Below are 25,824 nucleotides of genomic sequence, written 5' to 3'. Positions count from 1 at the left end.
CCTAGGGGATCTTGAGTATCGGGAAGCTGCCCGTGGTCGTCGGGGCGTGTTCCGGGAGCCAGAGGACCGCGATCGCGCCGCCCGCCGCCTCCGGGCCTTCCGGGCCCGCGTTGCGGAAGGTCAGCCTGGCGCCCAGGACCCGGGCCTGGCCGGCCGCGATGGTCAGGCCCAGACCGTGGCCATGGCCGGCGCGGTCGGTGGCGCCCGTACGGAACCGGCTCGGGCCCTCGCGCAGCAGCGCCTCGGGAAAGCCGGGGCCATGGTCCCGTACGCGTACGATCCGGCCCTCGACCGTGACCTCCACGGGCGCGGCACCGTGCTTGGCCGCGTTCGCCAGCAGATTGCCGAGGATCCGTTCGAGCCGCCGCGGGTCCGTGCTGACCCAGGACTCGTGCACGACCGTGACCTCGATCTCGGGGCTCAGCAGGGCCACCCGCCGCCCGACGAACTCGCCGAGCGCGATCTCCTGGAGTTCGGCGCGCTCCGACGCGCTGTCGAGCCTGGCCACCTCCAGGACATCCTCGACCAGGGTGCGCATGGCCTGGGCCCGGTCCCGTACCAGCTCGCTCGGGCGGCCGGGCGGCAGCAGCTCGGCCGCCGTGAGCAGCCCGGTCACGGGTGTCCGCAGCTCGTGGGCGATATCGGCGGTGACCCGGCGCTCCGCCTCTATGCGTTCGTTCAGCGCGTCGGTCAGCGCGTCCACCGCGCGGGCCAGGTCGTCCGTCTCGTCGCGTACCACTCCGCCGACGGCGTCCCCGACCCGTACCTCCGTATATCCCTCGGCGACCCGGCCGGCCGCACCCGCGGCCCTGCGCAGCCGCCGCGAGAGCTGCCCGCCGATCAGCACGCCCAGAGCGCAGCCCCCGAAGACCACCGAGGCCGAGCCGATGATCAGGGAGCGGTCCAGATCCTGCATGATCGTCGCGCTGCGGTCGGCGAACCGGCTGTGCAGCGAGAGCACCGTGCCATTGCCCATGGGCACGGCCGCCCAGACATCGGGCACCCCGTTGGCGCCCTCCTCCACATAGGTCGCGCGCCGGCCCTGCCGCATCTTGTCCCGCAGTTCGTACGGCAGCCCGGGGTCATTGATCTTCGTACCGAACTTGGGCTCGTTGGTCGAGTCGTACATCCGCTCCGCGAACAGCAGCCGTTCGAGCTGCACTTCGCGCGCGTTGTCGAGCATCGAGACCCGGGCCGAGTTGTGTACGACGAGACTCAGCGCCACCGCGACCAGCGCGCCCACCGCCGCGATCGCGATGCTGATCTTCCACCGGACCCCGGTGCGCAGAGCGAGCCGCCTCATGCGAGTGAGCCATTTCGCGGGAGCGTGCCGCCCCGTGGCGTGTGCCGCTTCACGCTTTGAGCTTGTAGCCGAAGCCGCGGACCGTGTCGATCCGGTCCTGGCCGATCTTGGTGCGCAGCCGCTGGACATGCACGTCCACGACTCTGGTGTCCCCGCCCCAGCCGTAGTCCCAGACCCGTTCCAGCAGCTTGTCGCGGGTGAGGACCGTCCCGGGCGCGGCCGAGAACTCCAGCAGCAGCCGCATCTCCGTCGGCGTCAGCGCCACCGGCTCACCGCCCCTGCGCACCTCCATGCCGTCCGTGTCGACCACCAGATCGCCGAAGGTCAGCACTCCGCCGCTGCTGCCCGGCTCGTCCTGCCCGCCCCGCTCATCGCCCGCGAGCCCGCCGGCGTGGCCGAAGCGGCGCAGTACCGCCCGGATCCTGGCGACCAGGACCGCGCTGTCGAAGGGCTTGGTCACATAGTCGTCGGCGCCCGCCTCCAGCCCGAGCACCACATCGATGGAGTCGGCGCGCGCCGACAGCATGATCACGGGCACGGTCGACTCGTCGCGGATACGCCGGCACAGACTGACGCCGTCCAGACCGGGCACCATCACATCGAGCAGCGCGATCTGCGGCGTACGGGCGCGGAACGCCTCAAGGCCGGACAGCCCGTCCGGCATGGCGGTGACCACAAAACCCACCCGCTCCAGGGCGAGTTGGGTGGCCTCGCGGATGACATCGTCGTCCTCGACGAACAGCACATGGGTCCCGGCCATCCCGCGTCCCTCAGCCCTCGTCCGGCGCGAGCGGGACGGGCGTCGCCGTGACTCCGCCGCCCACCGCCCTGCTGTAGCTGTTGCGGACCCGGTAGCGCTCGCTGAACTTGGCGTTTCCCCAGCTGTAGGTCACGACATCCTCCCCGGAGGGGTACGACATGGGGTCGCCCTGCGCGTACACCTGCTGGGTCACGACCAGCGCGCCGCGGTCGATGGTGGAGTAGACGGCGGGCTGCTCGTTGGCGAAGACGTTCACATACCGGTGGTTCTGCGAGCGGTACACATACGTTCCGATGCCGACCGCGTCACCGCAGGTCATCACATTGATCACCACATCGGGCGCGGTGCCGCCGGTGAGATTTCCGTACGAGGTGTCCAGCGGATAAGCGTCCTCGGCGCACGGCTTGAGGTCGGCCTTGATCCGCCGGCTGACCTTGGGGTCGTGGCGGAGCAGCGCCACCGCGTCGACGGTCTTCGCCGGGCTCGGCTCGGGGGAGGCCGGCTGGGGGGCGGGGATCCCGCGTTCGACCGGCGTGGTCATCGCCGCGCCCTCGTCCCTGGTGCCCGTACCCCCGGCCGAGCAGCCGGTCGCGAGCACGCAGAAGGCGGCGAGCCCGGCCATGGCCGTGGCAGCCGCCGCGAATGATCCGCCCTCCGGACGCCGGACCCCGGGAGATCCGCTCCCGGAGGGGACTCCGGGCCGGTCAGGGCCCCTCAGGCCGCGCACCTCGCCCGCCCCCGTTCCTCACGCCCGTCACCCCTGTCCCGCCCGTCCTGCTCGCCCAGCCCGCCCCGCCCGTCACGCCCGAGATCCGCACGTTGAAGACCGGCATGCTGACGATCCGTACGCTTCCGCGCGCGGGTACGGGGGCGGGGCCCCGGGCGCGCCGGCTTCCCGCTCTCCCGCTCCCTGCTCTCCAGCTCCTCCCGGAGCCGGGCCAGCGCGCGGTGCAGCGTGCTCTTCACCGTACCCGCCGACATTCCGAGCGCGGCGGCCGTCTCCTCCGTACTCATCTGCTCCCAGTGTCGCAGCACCACGACACTGCGCTGCTTGGGAGCCAGGACCCCGAGGATCTCGATCAGCAGGGCGCGGTCGGCGTGCTGCTCCGCGCCGTCCTCGACACGGGCGTCGGGCAGTTCCTCGGTGGGGACCTCTTCGAGCTTGCGGGCGCGCCACCACTCGGTACGGGTGTTGATCATGACGCGGCGCAGATAGGCGTCGGCGAGCGACTTGTCGGCGATGCCGTCCCAGCGTCCGTACGTACGGGCGAGGGCGGTCTGGAGCAGGTCCTGCGCGTCGACGGGGTCGGGCACCAGTCTGCGGGCGCTGCGCAGCAGGGCCTCCTGCCGGGTACGGACGTACTCCTCGAATCCGAGCACCTCGCCCTGCGCCATACCGACCCGCCTCCGACCCCGTGACCGACCTCGCTGTTCGCTGCCGTTCGCGGACGGCGGCGAAGTCCTTACGGCGGCGAAATTACGGAGCGCTTGTCACGGGGCTGTGCGGGAGAACCATCGGCGGACGCACGGCTGTCCATCGGTTGTGTAACGGCCGGAGCCGCGTGGGCCGGAGCCGCCGACGAGCCGGCCGGCCCGGTCCGGTCGGCCGGTCCCGGACCCGGTCAGCTCTGCGGGAGCCGGTAGACGCCGTTCTCCAGAGGCTCGACCAGCCCGTCCGCGACCAGTCCGTCCAGCGCCCTGGCGCGCTGCACCGGCTCCTCCCACACCGCGTCGAGAGCCGTCTGCGGCACCGGTCCGACCGCCTCGCGCAGTACGGCGAGGAGCCTGCCCCGCACCTGGCGGTCCGTACCGGCGTACGTCTGGCCGCGCCGGGGCGCGCCGTCGTGCGCCGGCTTGTCCGCCAGCCGCCAGGCGCACCGCGCGGCGATGGGACAGCGCCCGCACGCCTCGTTCTTCGCCGTGCAGACCAGCGCGCCCAGCTCCATGGAGGAGGCGGCCCAGCGCGACGCGGTCGCCGCGTCCTCGGGCAGCAGGGCGCGGGCCAGCTTGCGTTCGGCGGCCGTGGTCGCGTTCGGCGGGTACTGGACACCGGTCACGGCGCGCGCGAAGACCCGGCGCACATTGGTGTCGAGCACGGCGTGGCGCTGTCCGTACGCGAACGAGGCCACCGCCGCGGCCGTGTACTCACCGATCCCGGGCAGCGACAGGAGCTGTGCGTGCTCGCGGGGTACGTCACCTCCGTACCGCTCCGTTATCGCCTGCGCGGCGCCGTGCAGGCGTAGCGCGCGGCGCGGGTAGCCGAGCCGGCCCCAGGCGCGTACCGCCTCGCCGGGGGCCTCGGCGGCCAGGTCGGCGGGGCGCGGCCAGCGGGCGAGCCACTGCTCGTACACCGGGAGGACCCGGCTGACCGGGGTCTGCTGGAGCATGAACTCGCTGACCATCACACCCCAGGCGCCCGCTTCGGGACGGCGCCAGGGCAGATCGCGCGCGTTCGACTCGAACCACGCGATGACGGGGGTGTGCAGGGCGGCCGGATCGGTGCCGGCCAGGACCGTGGCGGCCTGCGGGGCCACGGACGCGGCGGGGACAGATGCAGAGGCGACGGGTGAGGCGGGGGTGACGGGTGGGGTGGGAGGGGCGGAGGGCGCGGGTGTGGTGGGGGAAGTCGCGGAGTGCGCGGAGGTAGCAGTCATGGCACCACCGATCCTGGCACGTCAGGAAGCGTTGACGGTGCAGCGGGCGAGCGTGCGCCGGAGGTTGTCGCACGGCCGCGTCCGGGTGGCTCAGCCGCGAGCGGTCCGCAGGATGATCGTCCGGTTGTAATGCCGTTGATGTGATCAACCTATGGATGATGTCTGTTGGCCATACAGCCCGATGGTCCGATAAGCAGGAAGGCATCCTTGATGGGTCCCGAGCGGGCGCCGGGTGGGTGCAAAAGGTGCCATTCATTCCAAGTTCGGTGCTGCTGACGACCGTTCCGGGATGATGATCCGTAAAACTTGCCAAGACGGGCGGCATGTGGGGCGGGAGCAGGCCCTGATCTCTCGTACAGTTTGCGCCGTGGGATCTTTGCGCAATCCGGTCGGGCCGCTTCCCTCCACCATCTACTGGCGACGGAGGGCCATCGCAGCGGCGCTGATCGCGCTGCTGGCCTTGCTCGTCCTATGGGTGGTCAACTCCGGCGGCAGTGACGGCAAGAAGAAGGGCGACGTTTCCGACGGCGCCAATCCCGCGACGTCCATCACGCCCGGGCCCTCCGGTTCCGGACCGGCCATAAGCGAACAGCCCGGCGGGCGCGAGGAGTCGGGCGACTCCGGCGGGAACACCGGTGGTACGGACGGCGGTACGGGCTCCGGCACCGACGACGGCAACAACGGCGACCCCGGCACCACCGCGGGCGCGGGCGGCACAGGCAGCGCGGGCGCGGGCACCGGAGGCGCTGCCGGTACGAGCAGCGCGGGCGGCACCGGTACGGGCGTCGGGACCGGCGGCGCGGCGAACGGCGGTGCCGGCGGCGGAGGTACGGGTACAGGTACGGGCACGGGAGACGGCAGCACCACTTCGGGCCGACTGGTCGGCGCGGGCTCCTCGCTCCCCAACTGCGCCCCCAACGCGCTGACTCTGCGCCTCGCCACCACACAGGTCGCCTACGCGCCGGGCGAGAAGCCCGCGTTCCGGCTGAACGTGAAGAACACCTCGGACACCACCTGCAAGGCGGACTTCGGACCGAAGGCCATGGTGCTGACGGTCACGGATGCCGAGGACGACCCGGTCTGGTCCTCCGCGGACTGCCCGAAGACCGGCGGGCTGTACTTCGAGGTCCCGGCGGGGCAGACCGTCACCCGTACCGTTCAGTGGAACCGGGTGCGCAGCGCGCCGCAGTGCGCCACGCCGCCCGCGGGGGCGGTGGGTCCCGGTACGTATCTGGTCGAGGCGAAGACATCGCGGGCCGTGGTGCAGTTGGGCCAGCAGTCCATCCGCCTGGACAAGGACTGAGGGCGGGCGCAACATCCCGGCCCGTCCGGCGATGCGGGGCGCGAGAACCGGCCCGTCCGGCGATTGAGGACAGAAGATCGACCGGACAGGACCTAGACGTACCGCTCCAGGATCGACGACTCCGCCAGCCGCGACAGACCCTCCCGCACACTGCGCGCCCGCGCCTCACCGACGCCGTCCACCGTCTGGAGATCGTCCACACTCGCCGCCAGCAGCTTCTGCAGCCCGCCGAAGTGCTCGACCAGCCGCTCGATGATGGCGCCGGGCAGCCGCGGCACCTTGGCCAGCAGCCGGTAACCCCGCGGCGAGACCGCGGAGTCGAGCGTCTCCGGCGCCCCGCTGTACCCCAGCGCCCGCGCCACGGTGGGCAGTTCGAGCAGCTCGGAGTGGGTCAGCGAGTCCAGCTCGCCCAGTGCCTCGTCGACCGTACGGGCCCGCTTCGCGGTCGGCTCGGGCACATAGTCGCGCGCGACCAGATCCCGCTCCGGCTCCACTCCCGCGATCAACTCGTCGAGCTGGAGCGAGAGAAGCCGTCCGTCGGTGCCCAGCTCGACCACGTACTCCGCGATCTCCGTGGCGATCCTGCGCACCATTTCCAGCCGCTGCGCGACGGCCGTCACATCGCGGACCGTCACCAAGTCCTCGATCTCCAGTGCGGAGAGCGTGCCCGCGACCTCGTCCAGACGGAGCTTGTACCGCTCCAGGGTCGCCAGGGCCTGGTTCGCCCGGGACAGGATCGCCGCCGACTCCTCCAGGACCCGGCGCTCCCCGTTCACGTACAGCGCGATCAGCCGCATCGACTGGGACACGGAGACGACCGGGAAGCCGCACTGCTTGGACACGCGGTCCGCGGTGCGGTGGCGGGTGCCGGTCTCCTCGGTGGGGATGGAGGACTCGGGGACCAACTGGACACCGGCCCGCAGGATCTTGGTGATGTCCTTGTCCAGGATGAGCGCGCCGTCGAGCTTGCACAGCTCGCGCAGCCGGGTCGCGGTGAACTCCACGTCCAGCACGAACCCGCCCGTACACATCGATTCGACGGTCTTGTCCATGCCCAGGACGATCAGACCGCCGGTGTTTCCGCGCAGGATCCGCTCCAGCCCGTCGCGCAGGGCCGTACCCGGCGCGACCGCGCTCAAGGAGGCGCGCATCAGCGCTTCGTTGCCGGAGCCCGCGCCGGACTTTCCGGGTGCTGATGCCCGGTCGTTGGCTGCCACTGCACTCCTCCGGCTCGTACGGATGGGCGAGACCAGGGCAAAGTCTACCGGCGAGCGTTGTCCTCCCGTGGGGCGTCCGCACGACCCCGGCGCGGCAGCACTCTGAGGGCATCGCCCATGTCGGCGACTTCTATGACCTTCATACCGGCGGGGACCTTTCCCGGATCGGTCGGAACGAGGGCCTGGGTGAAGCCGAGCCGGTGCGCCTCCGCGAGCCGGCGCTGCACGCCCGTGACCCGTCTCACCTCGCCCGCGAGACCCACTTCACCGATCGCGACCAGGTTCTTCGGCAGCGGGGTGTCGCTGGCGGCGGAGGCCAGCGCGAGGGCGATCGCGAGATCGGCGGCGGGCTCGGAGAGCTTCACCCCGCCGACCGTCGCGCTGTAGATGTCCCGCTTGCCGAGCGCGCTGATCCGGCCGCGCTGCTCCAGTACGGCGAGCATCATCGAGACCCGTGAGGTCTCCAGGCCCGAGGTGGTGCGCCGGGGCGAGGGGATCTGCGAGTCGACGGTCAGCGCCTGCACCTCGGCGACGAGCGGACGGCGGCCTTCGAGGGTGACGGTGAGGCAGGTGCCCGGCACGGGTTCGTCGCGCCGGGTGAGGAACAGGCCCGACGGATCGGTGAGGCCGGTGATCCCCTCGTCGTGCAGCTCGAAACAGCCGACCTCGTCGGTGGCCCCGTAGCGGTTCTTGACTCCCCGGACCAGCCGCAGCCGGGCGTGCCGGTCGCCCTCGAACGACAGCACCACATCCACAAGGTGTTCGAGCAGCCTCGGGCCCGCGATCGCGCCGTCCTTGGTGACATGGCCCACCAGCAGGGTGGCCATACCGCGCTCCTTGGAGGCCCGGATGAGCGCGCCCGCGACCTCTCTGACCTGGGCCATTCCGCCCGGCGCTCCGTCGATCTCGGGCGACGCCACGGTCTGCACGGAGTCCAGTACGAGCAGCGAGGGCTTGACCGCGTCGAGATGGCCGAGGACCGCGGAGAGATCGGTCTCGGCGGCGAGATAGAGATGGTCGTGGATGGCCTTGATCCGGTCCGCGCGCAGCCGTACCTGGCTCGCCGACTCCTCGCCCGTCACATAGAGCGTGCGGTGATCCTCACTGGCCGCCTTCGCCGCGACATCGAGCAGCAGCGTGGACTTGCCCACACCCGGTTCGCCCGCGAGCAGCACGACGGCGCCGGGGACCAGCCCGCCGCCGAGCACCCGGTCCAGCTCGGCCACCCCGGTGGAGCGCGCGGTGGCCGTACGGACGTCCACCTCGCCGATCGGGAGCGCGGCGGTGGAGACGCGGCCGGCCGAGGTGGTCCGTACCGCGGGCGCGCCGTACTCCTCGACCGTGCCCCAGGCCTGGCACTCGGGGCAGCGGCCGAGCCATTTGGCGGTCGTCCAGCCGCATTCGGTACAGCGGTAGGACGGCCTGTCCTTGGCGGTTTTCGTACGGGCAGCCATGGCGTCACCGTATAGGTCCCCACCGACAGAGCCGCCGTCGCCGCTTGCGCCGTCGGCGCCGGTCACGCCCGGCCGCCGCGGATGTGTGCGATTTGTGTCTCCTTATGAGCGATACGTTCACCCGAATGGATTAAATGTGCTCAAGGGGTGTGAAGGGCGCGGGCCGCGCTGTCTACCGTCGCCGGGTGATGAGCAGTAGCTCCGAATCCTTCTCGCACACCACCGGCGCACATCGCGCGCCCCGTCGAGCGGTCCGTTCGACGGCGCGGCGCCCTTCCGCGCGGTACGAGCGGTACGAACCCCATCTGGACGGCCTGTTCACGTACTGCCTCTCCGTGCTCTGCGACCACGACGCGGCGACCGAGGCCCTCGGCGCGGTCCTGTCGGTCTCCGAGCGGCAGCACGGCCGGTGCCCCTCGGAGGCGGGGGAGCGCAAGGTGTGGCTGTACGCGCTGGCCCGCTGGGCGTGTCTGCGGATGCTGGCGGAACGGCGCCGCGAGCGCCCGGGGGCGCATTCGGGTCAGCGCGCGCCGGCGCCCGCTCCGGCGGCCGAAGTCGCGCCCGAGACCGCCGCACGCCGCCGGCGTGACCTCGCCCTGCTGGCCTGGCCCGAGGCTGCCGGTACGAGCCCGGAGCAGCGCGAGGTCCTGGAACTGGCGGTACGGCACCGGCTCGGCGCGCGCGAGGTCGCCGCCGTCCTGTCCATGCGACCGACGGCCGCCCGCGAACTCCTCTCCTCCGCCGCCTGCGAGGTGGAACGCACCCGCGCGGCACTGGCCGTGGTCGCCACCGGCGACTGCCCGTCGGTCGCCCGTCTCACCGGCGACAGCGAGGTACGCCTGTCCGCCGCGCTCCGCCGCGAACTGGTCCGCCATGTGGACGACTGCCCCCGCTGCCGCCGAGCAGCCGAACGCGCGGAAGCGGCGGGCCCGTGGCCGGGCTCACACACCCAGCCGGCGGCACTGGGCGCGCCGGACGCAGTCGGTGCGGCCGGCCCTGGTGCGCCCCACCCGCCCGACGCCCTCGGCTCACCCTGCGCCTCCGCCCCCGCCGACCCACCCTCCTCGCCCGTCTCACCTGGCGAAACGATTCCTTCCGGCGCTGCCGCCTCCTCCGCCCTGGCCGTCTCCCCGGGGCCGCTGCCCCTCGTCGAGGCGCCCAGGACCGCCGCGTACATCGCCGCCGCCCGCGCCCCCAGGGGCCGGGGGGTGGGGCCGCGGTTCGGGCGGGACGGGTTTCCGCTGGATCCCAAGGAGCAGGCGGCGCGCCGGGAGCGGCTGCGGGCACGGGCGGTGACCAGCACCGTCGTCGCCACCGTCGTCGCCGCGCCCCTGCTCGCGCTCGGGACCGCGTACCGGAGTGCGCCCACCGCCGACCCCGCAGACCCCGCCATCGGCGCCGAGGAGCCGGAGCGGCGGGCGTACGGGCACGACAGGAGCCACCCGCACACCGGAGGCGCCGCCGACCCCGGCGACACCCCGGACTCCCTCGTCGTCGAGGTCGTCGGCGACGGTACGACGGTGGCCTCGGCGAGCCTGTGGCAGCCCGTTTCCGGCCGTATCACCGTTGAGGCGAGACCGGACGGCCGTACGACACTGATCACGCTCAGGGCGTCCGGCGGCGCCCCGGTCGCCTGGTCCGCGCGCGCCACCGAGCCCTGGCTCAGGCTGAGCCGCCACCACGGCACGCTCGCCCCCGGCGAGTCGTACACGATCCGGGTGTCCGTGGACCGCCGGCGCGAACCGCCGGGGCCCTGGAGCGCGGGGATCGCGCTGCGCCCGGCGGGCTCGGTGGTGAAGATCTACGGTCACGGCTCCAGGCCGCCGTCCACGGACCGCCCGCCCGGCCCCGGCCACCACCCGGGCCGCCCCACTCCCGGCGGACCGTCCCGGCCGCGCCCCACGGACCCGGACGGCAACCCGACCGGGAACCCGACTCAGGACCCCACAAAAGATCCGACCACGGGTCCCACGCACCCCGGCCCCATCCCGGGAGACCCGACACCGACGGCCCCCGGCGACCCCACACCGCAGGACCCGGGCCCCTCCGACCCGGGCGCCCCGGGATCTCCCGCACCGAGCGCGGCGGACCCGTCACCGGGCACCCCCGCCTGAAAACCGCCCAGGCCCAGGACCAGGCCCGGACCCGGACCCGGAGCCGTACCTACGCCCGCGGCGCGTCCGCCGGATCCGCCGGATGCGGTGCCACCAGCGGGAGTTCGCTCGCCATGCGCCGCTCGCACAGCTCCACCAGCTCGTCGTACGCCGCCTTGCCCATCAGCTCCGTCAGCTCCGGCCGGTACGTCCGGAACACCGGATCGCCCGCCCCGTGCGCCGAGGTCGCCGACGTGCACCACCAGTGCAGATCGTGGCCGCCGGGACCCCAGCCACGCCGGTCGTACTCACCGATCGACACCCGCAGCACCCGCGTGTCGTCGGGCCGCTCGATCCAGTCGTACGTCCGCCGCACCGGCAACTGCCAGCACACGTCCGGCTTCGTCTCCAGCGGCTCACGCCCCTCGCGCAGCGCCAGGATGTGCAGCGAACAGCCGGCCCCGCCCGCGAAACCGGGGCGGTTCTGGAAGATGCAGGAGCCCTTCCAGCGCCGCGTCTGGCGCTCACCGTCCTCGTCGGTCTGCGTCCAGCCGCCGCCCGTCGTCCCCTCGCCGTGGAACTGCCACAGCTCCGGGGTGAGGCGCGCCACATGCCCGGCGACCCGCTTCTCGTCGTCCTCGTCGGAGAAGTGCGCGCCCAGCGTGCAGCAGCCGTCGTCGGCGCGGCCCGCCTGGATGCCCTGGCAGCCGCTGCCGAAGATGCACGCCCACCGCGAGGTGAGCCAGGTCAGATCACAGCGGAAGACCTGGTCCTCGTCGGCGGGATCGGGGAATTCGACCCAGGCACGGGCGAAGTCCAGACCCTTCTCGTCGGAGTCCGGGCCGTGCCCGGAGGGGGACACCGGAACATGTGGGTTCGGGCGCTTGGCTTTGCCCGGCTTCGCCTTTTTCGTCTTTGGCACAGGTCCAGCGTATGCGCGCGGTCGCAGTAGCGTTCGGTTCATGAGACTCGGAGTCCTCGATGTCGGTTCGAACACCGTTCATCTCCTGGCGGTGGACGCCCACCGCGGCGCCCGCCCGCTGCCCGCGCACTCGCACAAGGCCGCGCTGCGGCTCGCCGAACTGCTCGACGCGGACGGCGCCATCGGCCCCGAGGGCGTCGACCGGCTCGTCGCGACGATCGCCGACGCGCTCCAGGCCGCCGAGGACAAGGGCTGCGAGGACGTCCTGCCCTTCGCGACCTCAGCCGTACGGGAGGCCACCAACGCCGATCAGGTCCTCGGGCGTGTCAAGAGCGAGACCGGTGTGGACCTGGAGGTGCTCACCGGCGAGGAGGAGGCCCGTCTCACCTTTCTCGCCGCCCGCCGCTGGTTCGGCTGGTCCGCCGGAAAACTGCTGGTCCTGGACATCGGCGGCGGCTCCCTGGAGATCGCGTACGGCATCGACGAGGAGCCGGACGCCGCGGTGTCCCTGCCCCTCGGCGCCGGCCGGCTGACCGGCGCCTGGCTGCCCGGCGATCCGCCCGACCCGGTCGATGTGAAGGCCCTGCGCCGCCATGTACGCGCCCAGATCGCCCGTACGGTCGGCGAATTCGCCCGGTTCGGCGCACCCGACCATGTGGTGGCGACGTCCAAGACCTTCCGGCAGCTCGCGCGCCTCGCCGGGGCGGCACGTTCGGCCGACGGCCTGTACGTACAGCGCGAGCTGAGCCGTACGTCACTGGAGGAGTGGGTCCCCAAGCTGGCCGCGATGACCGCGGCCCAGCGCGCCGGGCTGCCCGGTGTGTCCGAGGACAGGTCGCCCCAGCTCGTGGCGGGGGCGCTGGTGGCGGAGGGCGCGATGGACCTGTTCGGGATCGAGGTCGTGGAGATCTGCCCGTGGGCGCTGCGCGAGGGCATCATCCTGCGCAGACTCGACCAGCTCCCGACGATGACGTAAAGGCAGGACGAGACGTAAGGCAGGCTGTCCCGCCGACGGCCTGGAAGCGACGGCCTGGAAGCAGGCTGTCCCGACGACGACCTGGAGGCAGGCTCTGTCACGAGGCCCCGGGACCCCCGACGACCTGCATGCGGGCCCGATCGGCTCACGGCGGACCAGAAGGTGCCCTTACGCTGTCTCCGTGGCAGAACCAGTGGCGCGGGTCCCGGAAACGAAGGTCGCCCTGTCGACGGCCTCGGTCTATCCGGAGTCCACGGCGACCGCCTTCGAGATCGCCGCGCGCCTGGGGTACGACGGTGTCGAGATCATGGTCTGGACCGATCCGGTCAGCCAGGACATCGAGGCGCTCCGCCGCCTGTCCGACTATCACCAGGTGCCGGTTCTCGCCATCCACGCGCCCTGTCTGCTGATCACCCAGCGGGTCTGGTCGACCGACCCGTGGGTGAAGCTCCAGCGGGCGCGGTCGGCGGCCGAGCGGCTCGGTGCCTCGGCGGTGGTGGTCCATCCGCCCTTCCGCTGGCAGCGGCAGTACGTACGGGACTTCGTCACCGGCATCTGGCGGATGGCGGGGGAGACGGACGTACGGTTCGCCGTCGAGAACATGTACCCGTGGCGGTACCGGGACCGCGAGATGCTCGCGTACGCGCCCGACTGGGACGTCACCAAGGACGACTACCGCCACTTCACGGTCGACCTCTCGCACACCGCGACCGCCCGCACCGACGCCATGGCCATGATCGACCGGATGGGCGACCGGCTTGGGCATGTGCATCTCGCGGACGGCAAGGGTTCGGCGAAGGACGAGCACCTCGTACCGGGCCGGGGCACGCAGCCGTGCGCCGAACTGCTGGAACGGCTGGCGGCCAACGCGTACGGCGGCCATGTGGTGATCGAGGTCAATACCCGCCGGGCGATGTCCGCGGCGGAGCGCGAGGCGGACCTGGCGGAGGCGCTGGCCTTCACACGGCTGCACCTCGCGCGGTCCGGGACGTCGGCCCCGCTCGACGCGAAAGCACCGGCGGCCTCGGGCGGAGCGTCCGCCTCCAGCGGTGCTTCTGCCTCCGGTGGAGCGTCTGCCTCGGGGAGTGTGTCTGCCTCCGGAGGCGCGTCCGCTTCCGGAGGCGCGCCCGCTTCAGGAGGCGCGTCCGCGGCGCGTGAGTCCCGTACGCCCGGCGCCTCCGGAGCGCGCCCCTCATGACCCGTACCGACCCCCGTACCACCGCCCGTCTCACCCCCACGACCACGATCGGTACCACTTCATGACCGGTACGGCACCGCGCCGCCGCGGCCGCCCCGCCCGCAAGGACTCCGACACCGGCCCCAGCGCCCGGCAGAAGATCCTTGAAGCGGCCCGTGCGGAGTTCGCCGCACGCGGGTACGACAAGACCTCGATCCGCGGCATCGCCAAGGCCGCGGCCGTCGACCCCGCGCTCGTCCACCACTACTTCGGTACGAAGGACGATGTCTTCGAGGCGGCCGTCGAGGTCTCCTTCGAACCGGCCCTGGTGGTGCCCACCATGCTGGCGGGCGGTCCGGAGGGCATCGGGGAGCGGCTCGCCCGCTACTTCATCGGCGTCTGGGAGAACCCCGTGACCCGGGCCCCGCTGCTCGCGATCATCCGTTCCGCGCTGACGAACGAGACGGCGGCGAAGGTGCTGCGTACGTTCGTGCTGCGCCGGGTGCTGGAGCGGATCGCGGAGGAGCTGGACGTACCGGATCCGACCTTCCGCGCCGAACTGGCCGCCTCGCACATGATCGGCATCGCGTTCCTCCGGTATGTGATCAAGGCGGAGCCGCTGGCCTCGGCGGACAGCGAGGCGATCGTCGCGATGGTGGCGCCCACGCTCCAGCGGTACTTGACCGAGGCCTGAGGGGCCTGAGCAGCCTTGGCGGCCACAACGGTGGCCACACCGAAACGGCCATACCGAAACGGCCATACCCGAGGTCCGTATACCGGACGACGCGTCCAGATCTTGGAGCCTGGGCGTAGGCTCTGACACAGCCATATCCGCCGAAGGATCCGCTGAAGGAGCGAGCGACGATGCCCGAGCTGAGGTCCCGCACTGTCACCCACGGCCGCAATATGGCGGGCGCCCGCGCCCTGATGCGGGCGTCGGGCGTAGCGAGCGCGGACATCGGCAAGCCGATCGTCGCGGTGGCCAACTCCTTCACCGAGTTCGTGCCCGGCCACACCCACCTCGCCCCGGTCGGCCGGATCGTCTCCGAGGCGATCAAGGCCGCCGGCGCCGTGCCGCGCGAGTTCAACACCATCGCCGTCGACGACGGCATCGCGATGGGCCACGGCGGGATGCTCTACTCCCTGCCGTCCCGCGATCTGATCGCCGACTCCGTCGAGTACATGGTCGAGGCGCACTGCGCGGACGCGCTGATCTGCATCTCCAACTGCGACAAGATCACCCCCGGCATGCTGATGGCCGCGATGCGCCTCAACATCCCCACGGTCTTCGTCTCCGGCGGCCCCATGGAGGCCGGCCAGGCCACCCTCGTGGACGGTACGGTCCGCAAGCTCGACCTGATCAACGCGATCTCCGACGCCGTCAACGAGAGCGTCTCGGACGAGGACATCCTCCGTATCGAGGAGAACGCCTGCCCGACCTGCGGCTCCTGTTCCGGCATGTTCACCGCCAACTCGATGAACTGCCTGACCGAGGCCATCGGCCTCTCGCTGCCCGGCAACGGCTCGGTGCTCGCCACGCACACCGCCCGCAAGGCGCTGTACGAGAACGCGGGCCGTACGGTCGTCGAGATCACCAAGCGGTACTACGAGCAGGACGACGATTCCGTCCTGCCGCGCAGCATCGCCACGCGCGCGGCCTTCGACAACGCCATGGCGCTCGACATCGCCATGGGCGGCTCGACCAACACCATCCTCCATCTGCTCGCCGCCGCCCAGGAGGCCGAGCTGGAGTACGGTCTCGCCGACATCGACGCCGTCTCGCGCCGCGTCCCCTGCCTGGCCAAGGTCGCGCCGAACGTCGCCCCCGGCGGCACGTACTACATGGAGGACGTCCACCGGGCGGGCGGCATCCCCGCCATCCTCGGCGAGCTGTACCGCGGCGGGCTGCTCAACGAGGACGTGCACACCGTCCACTCGACGGGCATCAAGGACTGGCTCGACACCTGGGACGTGCGCGGCGGCACCCCCTCCGACGAGGCCGTCGAGCTGTGGCACGCGGCCCCCGGCTGTGTCCGCTCCGCCGAGGCCTTCTCGCAGTCCGAGCGCTGGGACACGCTCGACACGGACGCCGCGAACGGCTGCATCCGCGATGTCGCCCACGCCTACTCCAAGGACGGCGGACTGGCGGTCCTCAAGGGCAATCTCGCCGTCGACGGCTGTGTCGTGAAGACGGCGGGCGTCGACGAGTCGATCTGGACCTTCGAGGGCCCGGCCGTCGTCTGCGAATCGCAGGAGGACGCCGTGGAGAAGATCCTGCGCAAGGAGATCACCGAGGGCGATGTGATCGTCATCCGGTATGAAGGTCCGCGCGGTGGCCCCGGTATGCAGGAAATGCTCTACCCGACCTCGTATCTGAAGGGCCGTGGCCTCGGAAAGTCCTGCGCGCTGGTCACCGACGGCCGCTTCTCGGGCGGTACGTCGGGCCTCTCGATCGGCCATGCCTCGCCCGAGGCGGCGTCGGGCGGCACGATCGCGCTGGTCCACGACGGCGACCGGATCCGGATCGACATCCCGGACCGTACGATCGAACTCCTCGTCCCCGAGGACGAGTTGACGGCCCGTCGCGAGGCGCTGAACGGGGTGTACGCACCGGCCGCCCGCAACCGCAAGGTCTCGGTGGCGCTGCGCGCGTACGCGGCGATGGCGACGAGCGCGGACAAGGGCGCGGTGCGGGACGTGACCCGGCTGGGCTGAGTACGGCTCTCAGGCTCTCGTACGTATCGCACATCGTCATACGAAACGACCGTACGGAAACGATCGCGCGCCCCGGATCCCGCTCAGGGACCCGGGGCGCACGGCTTCCACCCGGAAGTACGAAGCGTCACCAGCGCGCGGGGTCCCGGCTGTCGACCGCGAAGACCGATCCGTCCGGCGCGCTCGCGAGGACCTTGCCCGCCACGGTCACCGGCGTCGGCAGCGCCCCCGACAGCGTGTCGCGCCCCTCGCCCATCCGCGGCTTGGTCTGTCCCACCAGCACGCCGCTCCCGGAGTCCACGGCGAGCAGCCGCCCGTCGCCCGCGCTGATGAAGAGCCACTTCCCGGCGGCCGTGGGGCGCGACGCCCGGGTGACCGAGGTCTCCAGCCGCCACCGCTGGCCAGGGGCGGCCCCGTCGGCACTGCCGTCGGTACTCCCGTCGGCACTCATGTCGACCGCGACCAGCGAACCCGTGTAGCCGACCACATAGACCATGTCACCGGCCACGGTCGCCTGGGCCTGGTCGACCGGCGAGGGCAGCGGGACACGCCGTACCGCACGGTCCGAGGCATCGAGCCGTACGACCGCGTTCGTCATGTCATTGGTGCCGCTGGAGAGCAGGAACAGCGCGTCGTCCGAGGCGCCCGCCGGGGTCAGCGTCCCGGGCAGCCGCTCCTCCCACAGCGGCGCCCCGTCCGCCGGATCGACGGCACTCACCTCGGTGGCCGTCCCGTCCGGCGACGGCGTCACGGCGAACAGCGGGCCCTCGGCGCCGCTCCCCGCCGTCCACACCGAACCGGTCCCGCCGCGCCGCGCCTCCCAGCGCTCGGCGCCGGTCGAGCTGTCCAGCGCCCGTACCAGCCCGTCGTACGAGACGAGCAGCACGGCGTCGGCGGTGTGCCGGACCGTGGCGTACGAGGAGACGTCGACGTCCCAGCGCCTGTCACCCGAGTCCGGGTCCAGCGCCTCCAGTCGGCCGCCGCCGGGTGTGATGACATGCAGCAGACCGCCGGAGAGGACGGGAGCCGCGCCCGCGTCGGCGTCGGTCGTGGCGCGGCCGTCCTTCACCGACCAATCGATTCTGCCGTCCGTGGCGCCGAGCCGGGCGGCCTTGAGGCCGGGGGCCGTGCAGTAGACAGCGGCGCCCCCGGCGGAGCAGACGGGCATACGGTTCGCGCCCTTGCCGGTGCCCAGCAGGGCGGTCCAGGGGCGGGACGCCTCGTCGACCCGGTCCGTGCGCGGTGCCGAGGGCGCGGTGTCGTCGCCCGCGCCCTGTACCCCGATGAAACCGGCCACGACCAGTGCCACCACCGCCACCCCGGCCGCGAGCCAACGGGCGTGCGGGAAGCGACGGTTGGGGATCGGGTCGGCGGAGCGCTCCGGGGCACCCGGCGCAGCCGGAGTGTCCGAAGCGTCCTTGTCGGCTGGGGTCGCCGACGCGGCCGAGGCCGCGTCGGCCGTCGCGGTCCGTCCCGCCCTGAGCCGCGTCGTAAGAGACCCGGACTCGTCACCCCCGACGGCGTCCGGCCCGGAGTGGTGCGTGGAGTCCGGATCCTCGCCGCCGGCCGGCCCGGGCCCTCGCCGCGGCGCCGGTACGAGCGGCCGTACGCCCCGTATCTCCCCGGTGTCGTGCGCCGGCGCCCGCAGCGCGGACATCAGTTCGTCCGGCGTGGGCCGTTCCGCCGGATCCTTCGCCAGACACCGGCTGACCAGGGGCAGCAGGCTCGCCGGAACCCCCGCCAAGTCCGGCTCGTTGTGGACGACTTGATACGCCACGATGTACGGGCTGTCCGAGTCGAAGGGCCCGCGCCCGGTCGCCGCGTGAACGAGCACCGCGCCCATCGCGAACACATCGGCGGCGGGCCCGACTTCACGCGGCCGCTGGAACTGCTCGGGCGCCATGAACGGCGGAGTGCCGATCAGCTTGCCCGTCTCCGTCCGCAGATCACTGTCCGTAGGGCGCGAGATACCGAAGTCGATGACCTTGGGGCCGTCCGGCGCCAATAGGACATTGCTCGGTTTGAGATCGCGGTGCACCACTCCGGCCCGGTGGATGTCCCGCAGACCTTCGGCGAGTCCGGCGCCGAGCCGGAACAATTCCGTGGCGTTCATCGGCCCGTTCCGCTTCACCCGCTCGGAAAGCGTCGGCCCGTCGATGAACAGCGTTGCCATCCAGGGCCGTTCCGCCTCCGGATCCGCGTCCACGACGGGCGCGGTGAACGCCCCGCTCACTCTGCGCGCGGCGGCGACCTCCTGGCGGAACCGGGCTCTGAACTCCGGATCCGAAGCGTGGTTGGTGTGGATGACCTTGACGGCGAGCCGCAACCCGGAAGCGGAGGTGGCGAGATGGACCACCCCCATGCCGCCCGATCCCAGGGCAGCTTCGAGCAGGTAGTGACCGGCGTATTCCGGACGTTCCGCTTCCGGGGCCGACCCGGTATGGCGCAGTGGTGGCATCGCCCACCCCCGTGTATTCGTGCGCGAGCGCGACGCACGGAGCCTAGTCGATGATGCGTGCGATCCAGCCATCGGTTGCTAGCCTGCCGAGCAGATTGTGCACCTTCAATGGGGGAGGACCGAATGGCAGTCGAAGAGGTTGAGAACGCGGCGGAGAATGTCGCGGAGGTGGAAGCGCAGGCGGCGGTGCAGTCGACCGGTGCCACACGCTATCCGATCGCGCCGGGCTATCGGGTGAATGTGCGCAGCGGCCCGGGTACGAACTACCAGCTCGTGAGGGTGCTCGCCTATGGCGCGAGCGTCCCGATCAACTGCCAGAAGCCGGGGGAATGGGTAACCGGTCCTTACGGCACCACCAACATCTGGGACAACATCGCCAACGGCCAGTATGTGTCGGACGCTTATGTGCACACGGGCAGCGACGGCTATATCACCGTCCGCTGCACCTGATGCCCCTTCCGTTACCGATGCTCACGCCGGGGTGAATCGCGCACGGGAATAGCACGGGGATAATCGGCCCGTGAGCGATCACTCCGAACAGCGCGAGCAGCACAAGCAGTACGAACAGCGCGCACAGCGAGAACCGCGCGAGCAGCAGGGACACGCCGGGGCCGTCGCGGCCGTGGACGCCGATGACGGCGGCCGTGGCCGCGGTGGCCCCGAGCCCGAGGCGATCCGTTTCTTCGGTACGAGCTGGCTCGCCCACGACCGCGGTTACCCGGCACGGCGTATAGCGGTCTCCTTCGGCTCGCTCGCCGCCACCGTCGCCGCCTGCCTCGTCCTCCGCTTCGCGTACGAGGGACTGGAGTCCGCGAAGGTGGGCGGCTTTTTGCGCTGGCTGGTCGTGGTGATGTTCGGAGTGTGCGGCGCGATCGCCTTCCGCCGCACCTGGGACGGCTACCTCCGCCGCCCGTCCGACCCCGACCGCGACGAATCCCTGCGCGGCGCGATGACGATCGGCTTCATCGGCTCCCTGACGGCCTACTTCCTCCGCTCCCTGAAGGAGGCCCCGGGCGAGTCACTACGCCGCCGAGAGTACGAAAAGTCCCGCGCGCCCAAGCCAAGCCCGTCCAACGATTGATCCAAGCCGGTCCGGCGGCTGAGCCAAGCCCGTCCGGCAACTGCGCCAAGCCCGTTCGCCCGGACAAATCAAGCCCGTCCGGCGATTGAGGACAAACCGGCAGCCGGCCGGCCCCGGCGAACCACCACGCCCCCGCCCCGACGCCCCGCGTCGTCAGGATGGACGCATGACCAATCGCGCCCTCTCCTTCGACGCCGTCGCCGACCAGTACGACAACTCCCGCCCCAGCTACCCGCCCGCCCTCTTCGACGCCGTCGAAGCCCTCACCGCCCGCCCCCTCCACGGCTCCCGCGTCGTCGACGTGGGCGCCGGTACGGGGATCGCCACCCGTCTCCTGCGCGAACGCGGCGCCAGGGTCGTCGCCGTGGAGCCCGGCCCCGGCATGGCTGCCCGGCTCCACCGCGCCCTCCCCGACGTCCCGCTCGTCCGGGGCTCCGGCGACGCCCTGCCCCTCGCCGACGGCTCCGCCGACCTCATCACGTACGCCCAGTCCTGGCACTGGACCGACCGGGACCGCTCCCTCCCCGAGGCCCTGCGCGTCCTCGCGCCGGGCGGCGCGCTCGCCCTCTGGTGGAACATCTCGGACGCCGAAGTGCCCTGGATCGCCGCCCAGGACGAACGTATCCGCCGCCACGCCCACGACGGCGCCCATGGTGCCCACGGCACCGCCCGCCCCGACCGCCATCTGCCGGACGGGCTGCGCTTCGCGGAGCGCCGGCTGCCCTGGACCCGGCGGGTCACCCTCGACACGCACCTAGACAACCTCGCCACCCACTCGGTCTTCCGGATGCTCGGCGAGGACCGTACGGCCCGCTTCCTCGCCGACGAGCGCGCCGAACTGCTCAGGGTCTTCCCCGACGGCCTCGTCGAGGAGGCATACGCCGTGGAACTGATCGTCGCTCGCCGCTTCTAGGACGTCCCCAGCGGACGTTCGCAGCGGACGTCCGCGGCCCAAAGCCCGAGCCCAAAGCCCGAGCCCAAAGCCCGAACCCAAAGCCCCAGCCCAAAGCCCCAGCCGACAGACAGCAGCCCGTCCCCGCCGCTTGACGTCGCCGCCCAGCGACCCCGATTATTCATCACATGATGAATTCCATCGGGGCCGCCGCCATCCGTGCGCACGGCCTCACCGTCCTACGAGGCGACCGCACCGTCCTCCGCGGCCTCGACTTCTCCGTACCGCCCGGCCAGATCACCGGCCTGCTCGGCCCCTCCGGCTGCGGCAAGTCCACCCTGATGCGCGCCGTCGTCGGCACCCAGGCCAAGGTCACCGGCACCCTCGATGTCCTCGGCCGGCCCGCCGGCGACGCCGCGCTCCGCGCCCGGATCGGCTATGTCACCCAGGCGCCCTCCGTCTACGACGACTTGACGGTCCGTCAGAACCTCGACTACTTCGCCGCCGTACTCGACCCCGGCCGCGCCCGCCGCGACGCCCGCGCCGAAACCGTCACCCGCGCCATCACCGACGTCGACCTCGCCTCCCACGCCGACGCGCTCGCCGGCCGGCTCTCCGGCGGTCAGCGCAGCCGGGTTTCCCTCGCCGTCGCCCTCCTCGGCACCCCCGAACTCCTCGTCCTCGACGAACCGACCGTCGGCCTCGACCCCGTACTCCGCCGCGACCTGTGGGACCTCTTCCACCGCATCGCCGCCGAGCGCGCCGCCACGATCCTCGTCTCCTCCCATGTCATGGACGAGGCCGAACGCTGCCACCGGCTCCTGCTCATGCGCGACGGCGGGATCCTCGCCGACGACACCCCGGACGCCCTGCGCGCCCGTACCGGCTCCGAGACCGTCGAAGCGGCCTTCCTCCACCTCGTCGACCAGGCCAACGCACTCCAGGAGAGCGCCCGATGAACACCAGGACCCCGGCCGCGCCGTCGGCCACGGCCACCGCCGCGCCCGCGCCCGCTCCCGTCTCCGCGGCCCGCACTCTCGCCACCGCCGCCCGCGTACTCCGCCAGCTCCGCCACGACCCGCGCTCGATCGCCCTGATGATCCTCGTCCCGTGCGTGATGCTCTTCCTGCTCCGGTACGTCTTCGACGGCAGCCCACGCACCTTCGACGCCATCGGTGCCTCGCTCCTCGGCATCTTCCCGCTGATCACGATGTTCCTGGTCACCTCGATCGCCACCCTGCGCGAACGCACCTCCGGCACGCTCGAACGTCTGCTCGCCATGCCCCTCGGCAAGGTCGACCTGATCGCCGGATACGCCCTGGCCTTCGGCCTCCTCGCCATCGTCCAGTCCGCCCTCGCCACCGGCCTCGCCGTCTGGGCCCTCGGTCTGGAGGTCGTCGGATCGGCCTGGCTCCTGCTGCTCGTCGCGCTGCTCGACGCCCTGCTCGGCACGGCTCTCGGCCTCTTCGTCTCCGCCTTCGCCGCCTCCGAGTTCCAGGCGGTCCAGTTCATGCCCGCGGTGATCTTTCCGCAGCTTCTCCTCTGCGGCCTGTTCACCCCGCGCCCGGCCATGCAGCCCGTCCTTGAGGCGATCTCGGACGTCCTGCCCATGTCGTACGCCGTCGACGGCATGAACGAGGTCCTGCGCCACCCCGACATCACCGGCGACTTCGTGCGCGACACCCTGATCGTCGCGGGCTGCGCCGTACTCGTCCTGGCCCTGGGCGCGGCGACCCTCCGTCGCCGTACGGCATAGAGCGCGCCCGGCGCGGGCCGCGCACCGCCACGCCGTACCGCCCCTCGGACACCGCACCCCCGCTGTCCGACCCCGGTGCGAGGATGGGACGCGAACGACAGATGTACTCATTCCCACCGGCGAGGTGACCCCGCAATGCCCCAGACAGTCGCAGTCCTCGGCACCGGAAAGATCGGCGAGGCCCTGCTCAGCGGCATGATCAGGGCCGGATGGCGCCCCGCCGACCTGCTGGCCACCACCCGCCGCACCGAGCGCGCGGAGGAGATCCGCAGCCGGTACGGCGTGGAGATCGTCACCAACGCCGACGCCGCCAAGCGCGCCGACATCCTCATCCTCGCCGTCAAGCCCCAGGACATGGGCAGGCTCCTCGACGAGCTGGCCCCCCATGTCACCGCCGACCGCCTGATCATCAGCGCCGCCGCCGGCATCCCCACGTCGTTCATCGAAGAGCGGCTGGCCAACGGCACCCCGGTCGTACGGGTCATGCCCAACACCCCCGTCCTGGTCGACGAGGGCATGTCCGTCATCTCCGCCGGCAGCCATGCCCTCGCCACCCATCTCGCCCACGCCGAGGAGATCTTCGGCGGCGTCGGCAAGACCCTCCGCGTCCCCGAGTCCCAGCAGGACGCCGCCACCGCCCTCTCCGGCTCGGGCCCGGCGTACTTCTACTTCCTCGTCGAGGCCATGACCGACGCCGGCATCCTCCTCGGCCTGCCCCGCGCCCAGGCCCATGAGCTGATCGTCCAGTCCGCCCTGGGCGCCGCCATCATGCTGCGCGACAGCGGTGAGCACCCGGTCAAGCTCCGCGAGGCCGTCACCTCCCCGGCGGGCACCACCATCAACGCCATCCGGGAGCTGGAGAACCACGGGGTACGAGCAGCCCTCATCGCCGCCATCGAAGCGGCCCGCGACCGCAGCCGAGCCCTGGCCACCGGCACCGGCTGAGTCGGCAGACGTCCGGCACCGGCTGAGCCGCCGCGGGCCGACTGACCGGCGGCGTCACGCGGGCGCCGGGGTACGCGGGCCCGGCGGCGCCCATACGGTTACGGTTCAGCCGACCGGGAGCAGCCCCATCGCGCGATACGCCGAGTCGACCACCGGCCGCGCCATCCCCCTGGCCCGCTCAGCCCCCTCCCTCAGCACGCCGTCCACATAACCGGGATCCGCCGCCAGCGCCGCGTGCCGCTTCCGCAACGGCCGCAGCAACTCGACCACCGCCTCCGCGGTGTCCTTCTTGAGCGCGCCGTACGACTCGTACGCACCGGCCAGCTCGCCCGGGTCCCCGTTCTCGCAGGCCGCCAGAATCTCCAGCAGATTCGCCACCCCCGGCCGGTCCTCCCGGTCGTACGCGACCTCCCGCCCGCTGTCCGTGACGGCCCGCATGATCTTCTTCCGCACCACATCGGCGTCGTCCAGCAGATAGACGATCCCGGCGCCGGCCTCATGGGACTTCCCCATCTTCGACAGCGGGTCCTGAAGGTCCATCACCCGCGCGGCCACCGGCGGCCGGGTCGCCTTCGGCACGGTGAAGGTGTGCCCGTACCGCTGGTTGAACCGCACCGCGAGATCGCGGGTCAGCTCCACATGCTGGGTCTGATCGTCACCGACCGGCACCTCGTCGGCCCGGTACGCGAGGATGTCCGCGGCCATCAGCACCGGATACGACAGCAGCGAGAACCGCACCCCGTCCCCCGACACCCGCGCCCGCGCGCTCTTCTCCTTGTACTGGATCATGCGCCGCAGCTCCCCGTCGGTGGCCGTGCACTCCAGCAGATACGAGAGCCGCGTGTGCTCATCCACATGGCTCTGTACGAATACGGTGCACAGCGCCGGATCGAGCCCGGCCGCCAGCAGCAGACTGGCGGCCTGACGACTGAGTCTGCGTACCCGGGCCGGATCGTGTTCGACGGTCAGCGCATGCAGATCCACCACACAGAACAGCGCCTCGGTCTCGTACTGCTCCACCTCGGCCCACCGCCGTACGGCCCCGAGGTAGTTGCCCAGCGTCAGATGCCCGGTCGGCTTGATCCCGCTGAAGACCCGCGTCATCTCTCTTCACCCTCCTGAATCGGAGCCACCGCGCCCAGCGGCCGGACTCCCGGAGGGGGAGAAACACAAACGGCCGCCGGAGCGGCGGCCGTTGAGCGCATACATGTCGGGCGGCCGCCGTCAGGCGGGCCACCACTGAAGGACGTGTGCATGCGCTGTCATGCCTCCAGACTAGCGGCTCGACGCACGAAGTTGACATGCCAAACATGGATCCGTAATGTTCTCCGGGCTGTCCGACGTGAGTACCGGCGCAAGTCGGTCCCCGGACGGTATTTCGCAGGATTCACTACAAACGTGCGGCGACCGGTCGCATTGTTTTGCGTGCGTTCTCGCGGAATGTGGAATCCGGTGTTCGAAGGAACGCGGCCCCGATTGGTGCCGAGGCCCTGGATACCGCTAGAGTTTGAAACGTCGGAACGGCCGAAGGGCCGGGAAGACAAGCCCCGCTGACCGGGAATCAGGCCCGAAAGGATCTGATAGAGTCAGGAACGCAAGACCGGAGGGAAAAGCCCGGAGGAAAGCCCGAGAGGGTGAGTACAAAGGAAGCGTCCGTTCCTTGAGAACTCAACAGCGTGCCAAAAGTCAACGCCAGATATGTTGATACCCCGACCGGTCGGACACTGTTCCGGCAGGTTGAGGTTCCTTTGAAGAAAACACAGCGAGGACGCTGTGAACAGTCGGGATTATTCCTCCCGTACTGTTCCGCTCTCGTGTGTGATACCGGATTACCGGTGCACATTCACGGAGAGTTTGATCCTGGCTCAGGACGAACGCTGGCGGCGTGCTTAACACATGCAAGTCGAACGATGAAGCCTTTCGGGGTGGATTAGTGGCGAACGGGTGAGTAACACGTGGGCAATCTGCCCTTCACTCTGGGACAAGCCCTGGAAACGGGGTCTAATACCGGATAACACTTTCTCCTGCATGGGGGAGGGTTGAAAGCTCCGGCGGTGAAGGATGAGCCCGCGGCCTATCAGCTTGTTGGTGGGGTGATGGCCTACCAAGGCGACGACG

22 protein-coding genes and 1 rRNA gene are annotated in these 25,824 nt (G+C 71.3%); 13 read left to right on the top strand and 10 right to left on the bottom strand.

Annotated elements, in window-relative coordinates; genetic code table 11:
• Position 1 precedes the first annotated feature (1 nt).
• From cseC to ACFU9P_RS11705, 5 genes are all read right to left on the bottom strand, one after another.
• A complete protein-coding gene (gene cseC / locus ACFU9P_RS11725) occupies positions 2 to 1,303 on the bottom strand; it encodes a two-component system sensor histidine kinase CseC (RefSeq protein ID WP_384079027.1) in 1,302 nt (433 codons plus the stop codon).
• Positions 1,304 to 1,352: 49 nt separating this feature from the next.
• Positions 1,353 to 2,063: a two-component system response regulator CseB gene (gene cseB / locus ACFU9P_RS11720; RefSeq protein ID WP_384079024.1), complete on the bottom strand. Its 711-nt coding sequence runs from the start codon at positions 2,061 to 2,063 to the stop codon at positions 1,353 to 1,355.
• Between the two features lie 10 nt (positions 2,064 to 2,073).
• Positions 2,074 to 2,685: a hypothetical protein gene (locus tag ACFU9P_RS11715; RefSeq protein WP_384079021.1), complete on the bottom strand. Its 612-nt coding sequence runs from the start codon at positions 2,683 to 2,685 to the stop codon at positions 2,074 to 2,076.
• Positions 2,686 to 2,777: 92 nt separating this feature from the next.
• On the bottom strand, positions 2,778 to 3,458 hold the full coding sequence (locus ACFU9P_RS11710) for a SigE family RNA polymerase sigma factor (protein ID WP_376384207.1): 681 nt from the start codon (positions 3,456 to 3,458) through the stop codon (positions 2,778 to 2,780).
• 227 nt (positions 3,459 to 3,685) lie between these two features.
• Entirely contained in the window at positions 3,686 to 4,717 is a 1,032-nt protein-coding gene (locus ACFU9P_RS11705; RefSeq protein ID WP_376384210.1) for an A/G-specific adenine glycosylase, read from the bottom strand.
• A gap of 367 nt (positions 4,718 to 5,084) precedes the next feature.
• On the opposite strand from ACFU9P_RS11705, the gene ACFU9P_RS11700 reads away from it, so the two are divergent.
• Entirely contained in the window at positions 5,085 to 6,020 is a 936-nt protein-coding gene (locus ACFU9P_RS11700) for a hypothetical protein (RefSeq protein WP_384079017.1), read from the top strand.
• 92 nt (positions 6,021 to 6,112) lie between these two features.
• Here ACFU9P_RS11700 and disA read toward each other — a convergent pair whose 3' ends face one another.
• Together disA and radA are read right to left on the bottom strand one after the other, a co-directional pair.
• A complete protein-coding gene (disA, locus tag ACFU9P_RS11695; RefSeq protein ID WP_046507681.1) occupies positions 6,113 to 7,237 on the bottom strand; it encodes a DNA integrity scanning diadenylate cyclase DisA in 1,125 nt (374 codons plus the stop codon).
• A gap of 44 nt (positions 7,238 to 7,281) precedes the next feature.
• Positions 7,282 to 8,691: a DNA repair protein RadA gene (gene radA, locus ACFU9P_RS11690; protein ID WP_376384217.1), complete on the bottom strand. Its 1,410-nt coding sequence runs from the start codon at positions 8,689 to 8,691 to the stop codon at positions 7,282 to 7,284.
• A 188-nt stretch (positions 8,692 to 8,879) separates the two neighbouring features.
• Between radA and ACFU9P_RS11685 the strand changes: the two genes are divergently transcribed.
• Positions 8,880 to 10,805 (top strand): hypothetical protein, encoded by a 1,926-nt coding sequence (locus ACFU9P_RS11685; RefSeq protein ID WP_384079012.1) that lies wholly within the window; start codon positions 8,880 to 8,882, stop codon positions 10,803 to 10,805.
• A 49-nt stretch (positions 10,806 to 10,854) separates the two neighbouring features.
• Here the strand turns inward: ACFU9P_RS11685 and ACFU9P_RS11680 are convergent, their stop codons facing one another.
• Positions 10,855 to 11,706, bottom strand: coding sequence for a hypothetical protein (locus ACFU9P_RS11680; protein WP_384079009.1), 852 nt, complete (start codon positions 11,704 to 11,706; stop codon positions 10,855 to 10,857).
• A 40-nt stretch (positions 11,707 to 11,746) separates the two neighbouring features.
• Between ACFU9P_RS11680 and ACFU9P_RS11675 the strand changes: the two genes are divergently transcribed.
• From ACFU9P_RS11675 to ilvD, 4 genes are all read left to right on the top strand, one after another.
• Positions 11,747 to 12,682, top strand: coding sequence for a Ppx/GppA family phosphatase (locus tag ACFU9P_RS11675; protein ID WP_384079006.1), 936 nt, complete (start codon positions 11,747 to 11,749; stop codon positions 12,680 to 12,682).
• 181 nt (positions 12,683 to 12,863) lie between these two features.
• Entirely contained in the window at positions 12,864 to 13,880 is a 1,017-nt protein-coding gene (locus ACFU9P_RS11670; protein WP_384079003.1) for a sugar phosphate isomerase/epimerase family protein, read from the top strand.
• A 61-nt stretch (positions 13,881 to 13,941) separates the two neighbouring features.
• Positions 13,942 to 14,553: a TetR family transcriptional regulator gene (locus ACFU9P_RS11665; protein ID WP_376384232.1), complete on the top strand. Its 612-nt coding sequence runs from the start codon at positions 13,942 to 13,944 to the stop codon at positions 14,551 to 14,553.
• Positions 14,554 to 14,723: 170 nt separating this feature from the next.
• Positions 14,724 to 16,574: a dihydroxy-acid dehydratase gene (ilvD, locus tag ACFU9P_RS11660; protein ID WP_384079001.1), complete on the top strand. Its 1,851-nt coding sequence runs from the start codon at positions 14,724 to 14,726 to the stop codon at positions 16,572 to 16,574.
• A gap of 127 nt (positions 16,575 to 16,701) precedes the next feature.
• On the opposite strand, the gene ACFU9P_RS11655 is transcribed toward ilvD, so the two are convergent.
• The gene (locus ACFU9P_RS11655; protein ID WP_384078998.1) at positions 16,702 to 19,032 is read right to left on the bottom strand and encodes a PQQ-binding-like beta-propeller repeat protein; all 2,331 of its coding nucleotides are present in this window, start codon (positions 19,030 to 19,032) and stop codon (positions 16,702 to 16,704) included.
• 123 nt (positions 19,033 to 19,155) lie between these two features.
• Between ACFU9P_RS11655 and ACFU9P_RS11650 the strand changes: the two genes are divergently transcribed.
• The 6 genes from ACFU9P_RS11650 (at position 19,156) to proC (ending at position 23,706) form a co-directional block, all read left to right on the top strand.
• On the top strand, positions 19,156 to 19,482 hold the full coding sequence (locus ACFU9P_RS11650; protein ID WP_376384241.1) for a peptidase: 327 nt from the start codon (positions 19,156 to 19,158) through the stop codon (positions 19,480 to 19,482).
• Between the two features lie 172 nt (positions 19,483 to 19,654).
• Positions 19,655 to 20,113 (top strand): hypothetical protein, encoded by a 459-nt coding sequence (locus tag ACFU9P_RS11645; protein ID WP_384080003.1) that lies wholly within the window; start codon positions 19,655 to 19,657, stop codon positions 20,111 to 20,113.
• Positions 20,114 to 20,279: 166 nt separating this feature from the next.
• Positions 20,280 to 21,026, top strand: a complete 747-nt coding sequence (locus ACFU9P_RS11640) for a class I SAM-dependent methyltransferase (protein ID WP_384078994.1) — start codon at positions 20,280 to 20,282, stop codon at positions 21,024 to 21,026.
• A 167-nt stretch (positions 21,027 to 21,193) separates the two neighbouring features.
• The gene (locus ACFU9P_RS11635) at positions 21,194 to 21,964 is read left to right on the top strand and encodes an ABC transporter ATP-binding protein (RefSeq protein WP_384078992.1); all 771 of its coding nucleotides are present in this window, start codon (positions 21,194 to 21,196) and stop codon (positions 21,962 to 21,964) included.
• Entirely contained in the window at positions 21,961 to 22,761 is an 801-nt protein-coding gene (locus ACFU9P_RS11630) for an ABC transporter permease (RefSeq protein WP_384078990.1), read from the top strand. Before ACFU9P_RS11635 ends, ACFU9P_RS11630 begins: the two co-directional genes overlap by 4 nt.
• A gap of 135 nt (positions 22,762 to 22,896) precedes the next feature.
• A complete protein-coding gene (proC, locus tag ACFU9P_RS11625; RefSeq protein WP_384078987.1) occupies positions 22,897 to 23,706 on the top strand; it encodes a pyrroline-5-carboxylate reductase in 810 nt (269 codons plus the stop codon).
• Positions 23,707 to 23,811: 105 nt separating this feature from the next.
• On the opposite strand, the gene trpS is transcribed toward proC, so the two are convergent.
• Positions 23,812 to 24,810: a tryptophan--tRNA ligase gene (gene trpS, locus ACFU9P_RS11620; protein ID WP_384078984.1), complete on the bottom strand. Its 999-nt coding sequence runs from the start codon at positions 24,808 to 24,810 to the stop codon at positions 23,812 to 23,814.
• A 738-nt stretch (positions 24,811 to 25,548) separates the two neighbouring features.
• Between trpS and ACFU9P_RS11615 the strand changes: the two genes are divergently transcribed.
• Positions 25,549 to 25,824, top strand: a 16S ribosomal RNA gene (locus tag ACFU9P_RS11615); the annotation flags it as partial.

Origin of the sequence: Streptomyces sp. NPDC057617 (genome assembly GCF_042800555.1) — a bacterium.
GTDB lineage: Bacteria > Actinomycetota > Actinomycetes > Streptomycetales > Streptomycetaceae > Streptomyces.
The sequence above is the reverse complement of the archived record's forward strand: the minus strand, read 5'-3'. Positions and strand labels throughout refer to the sequence as shown.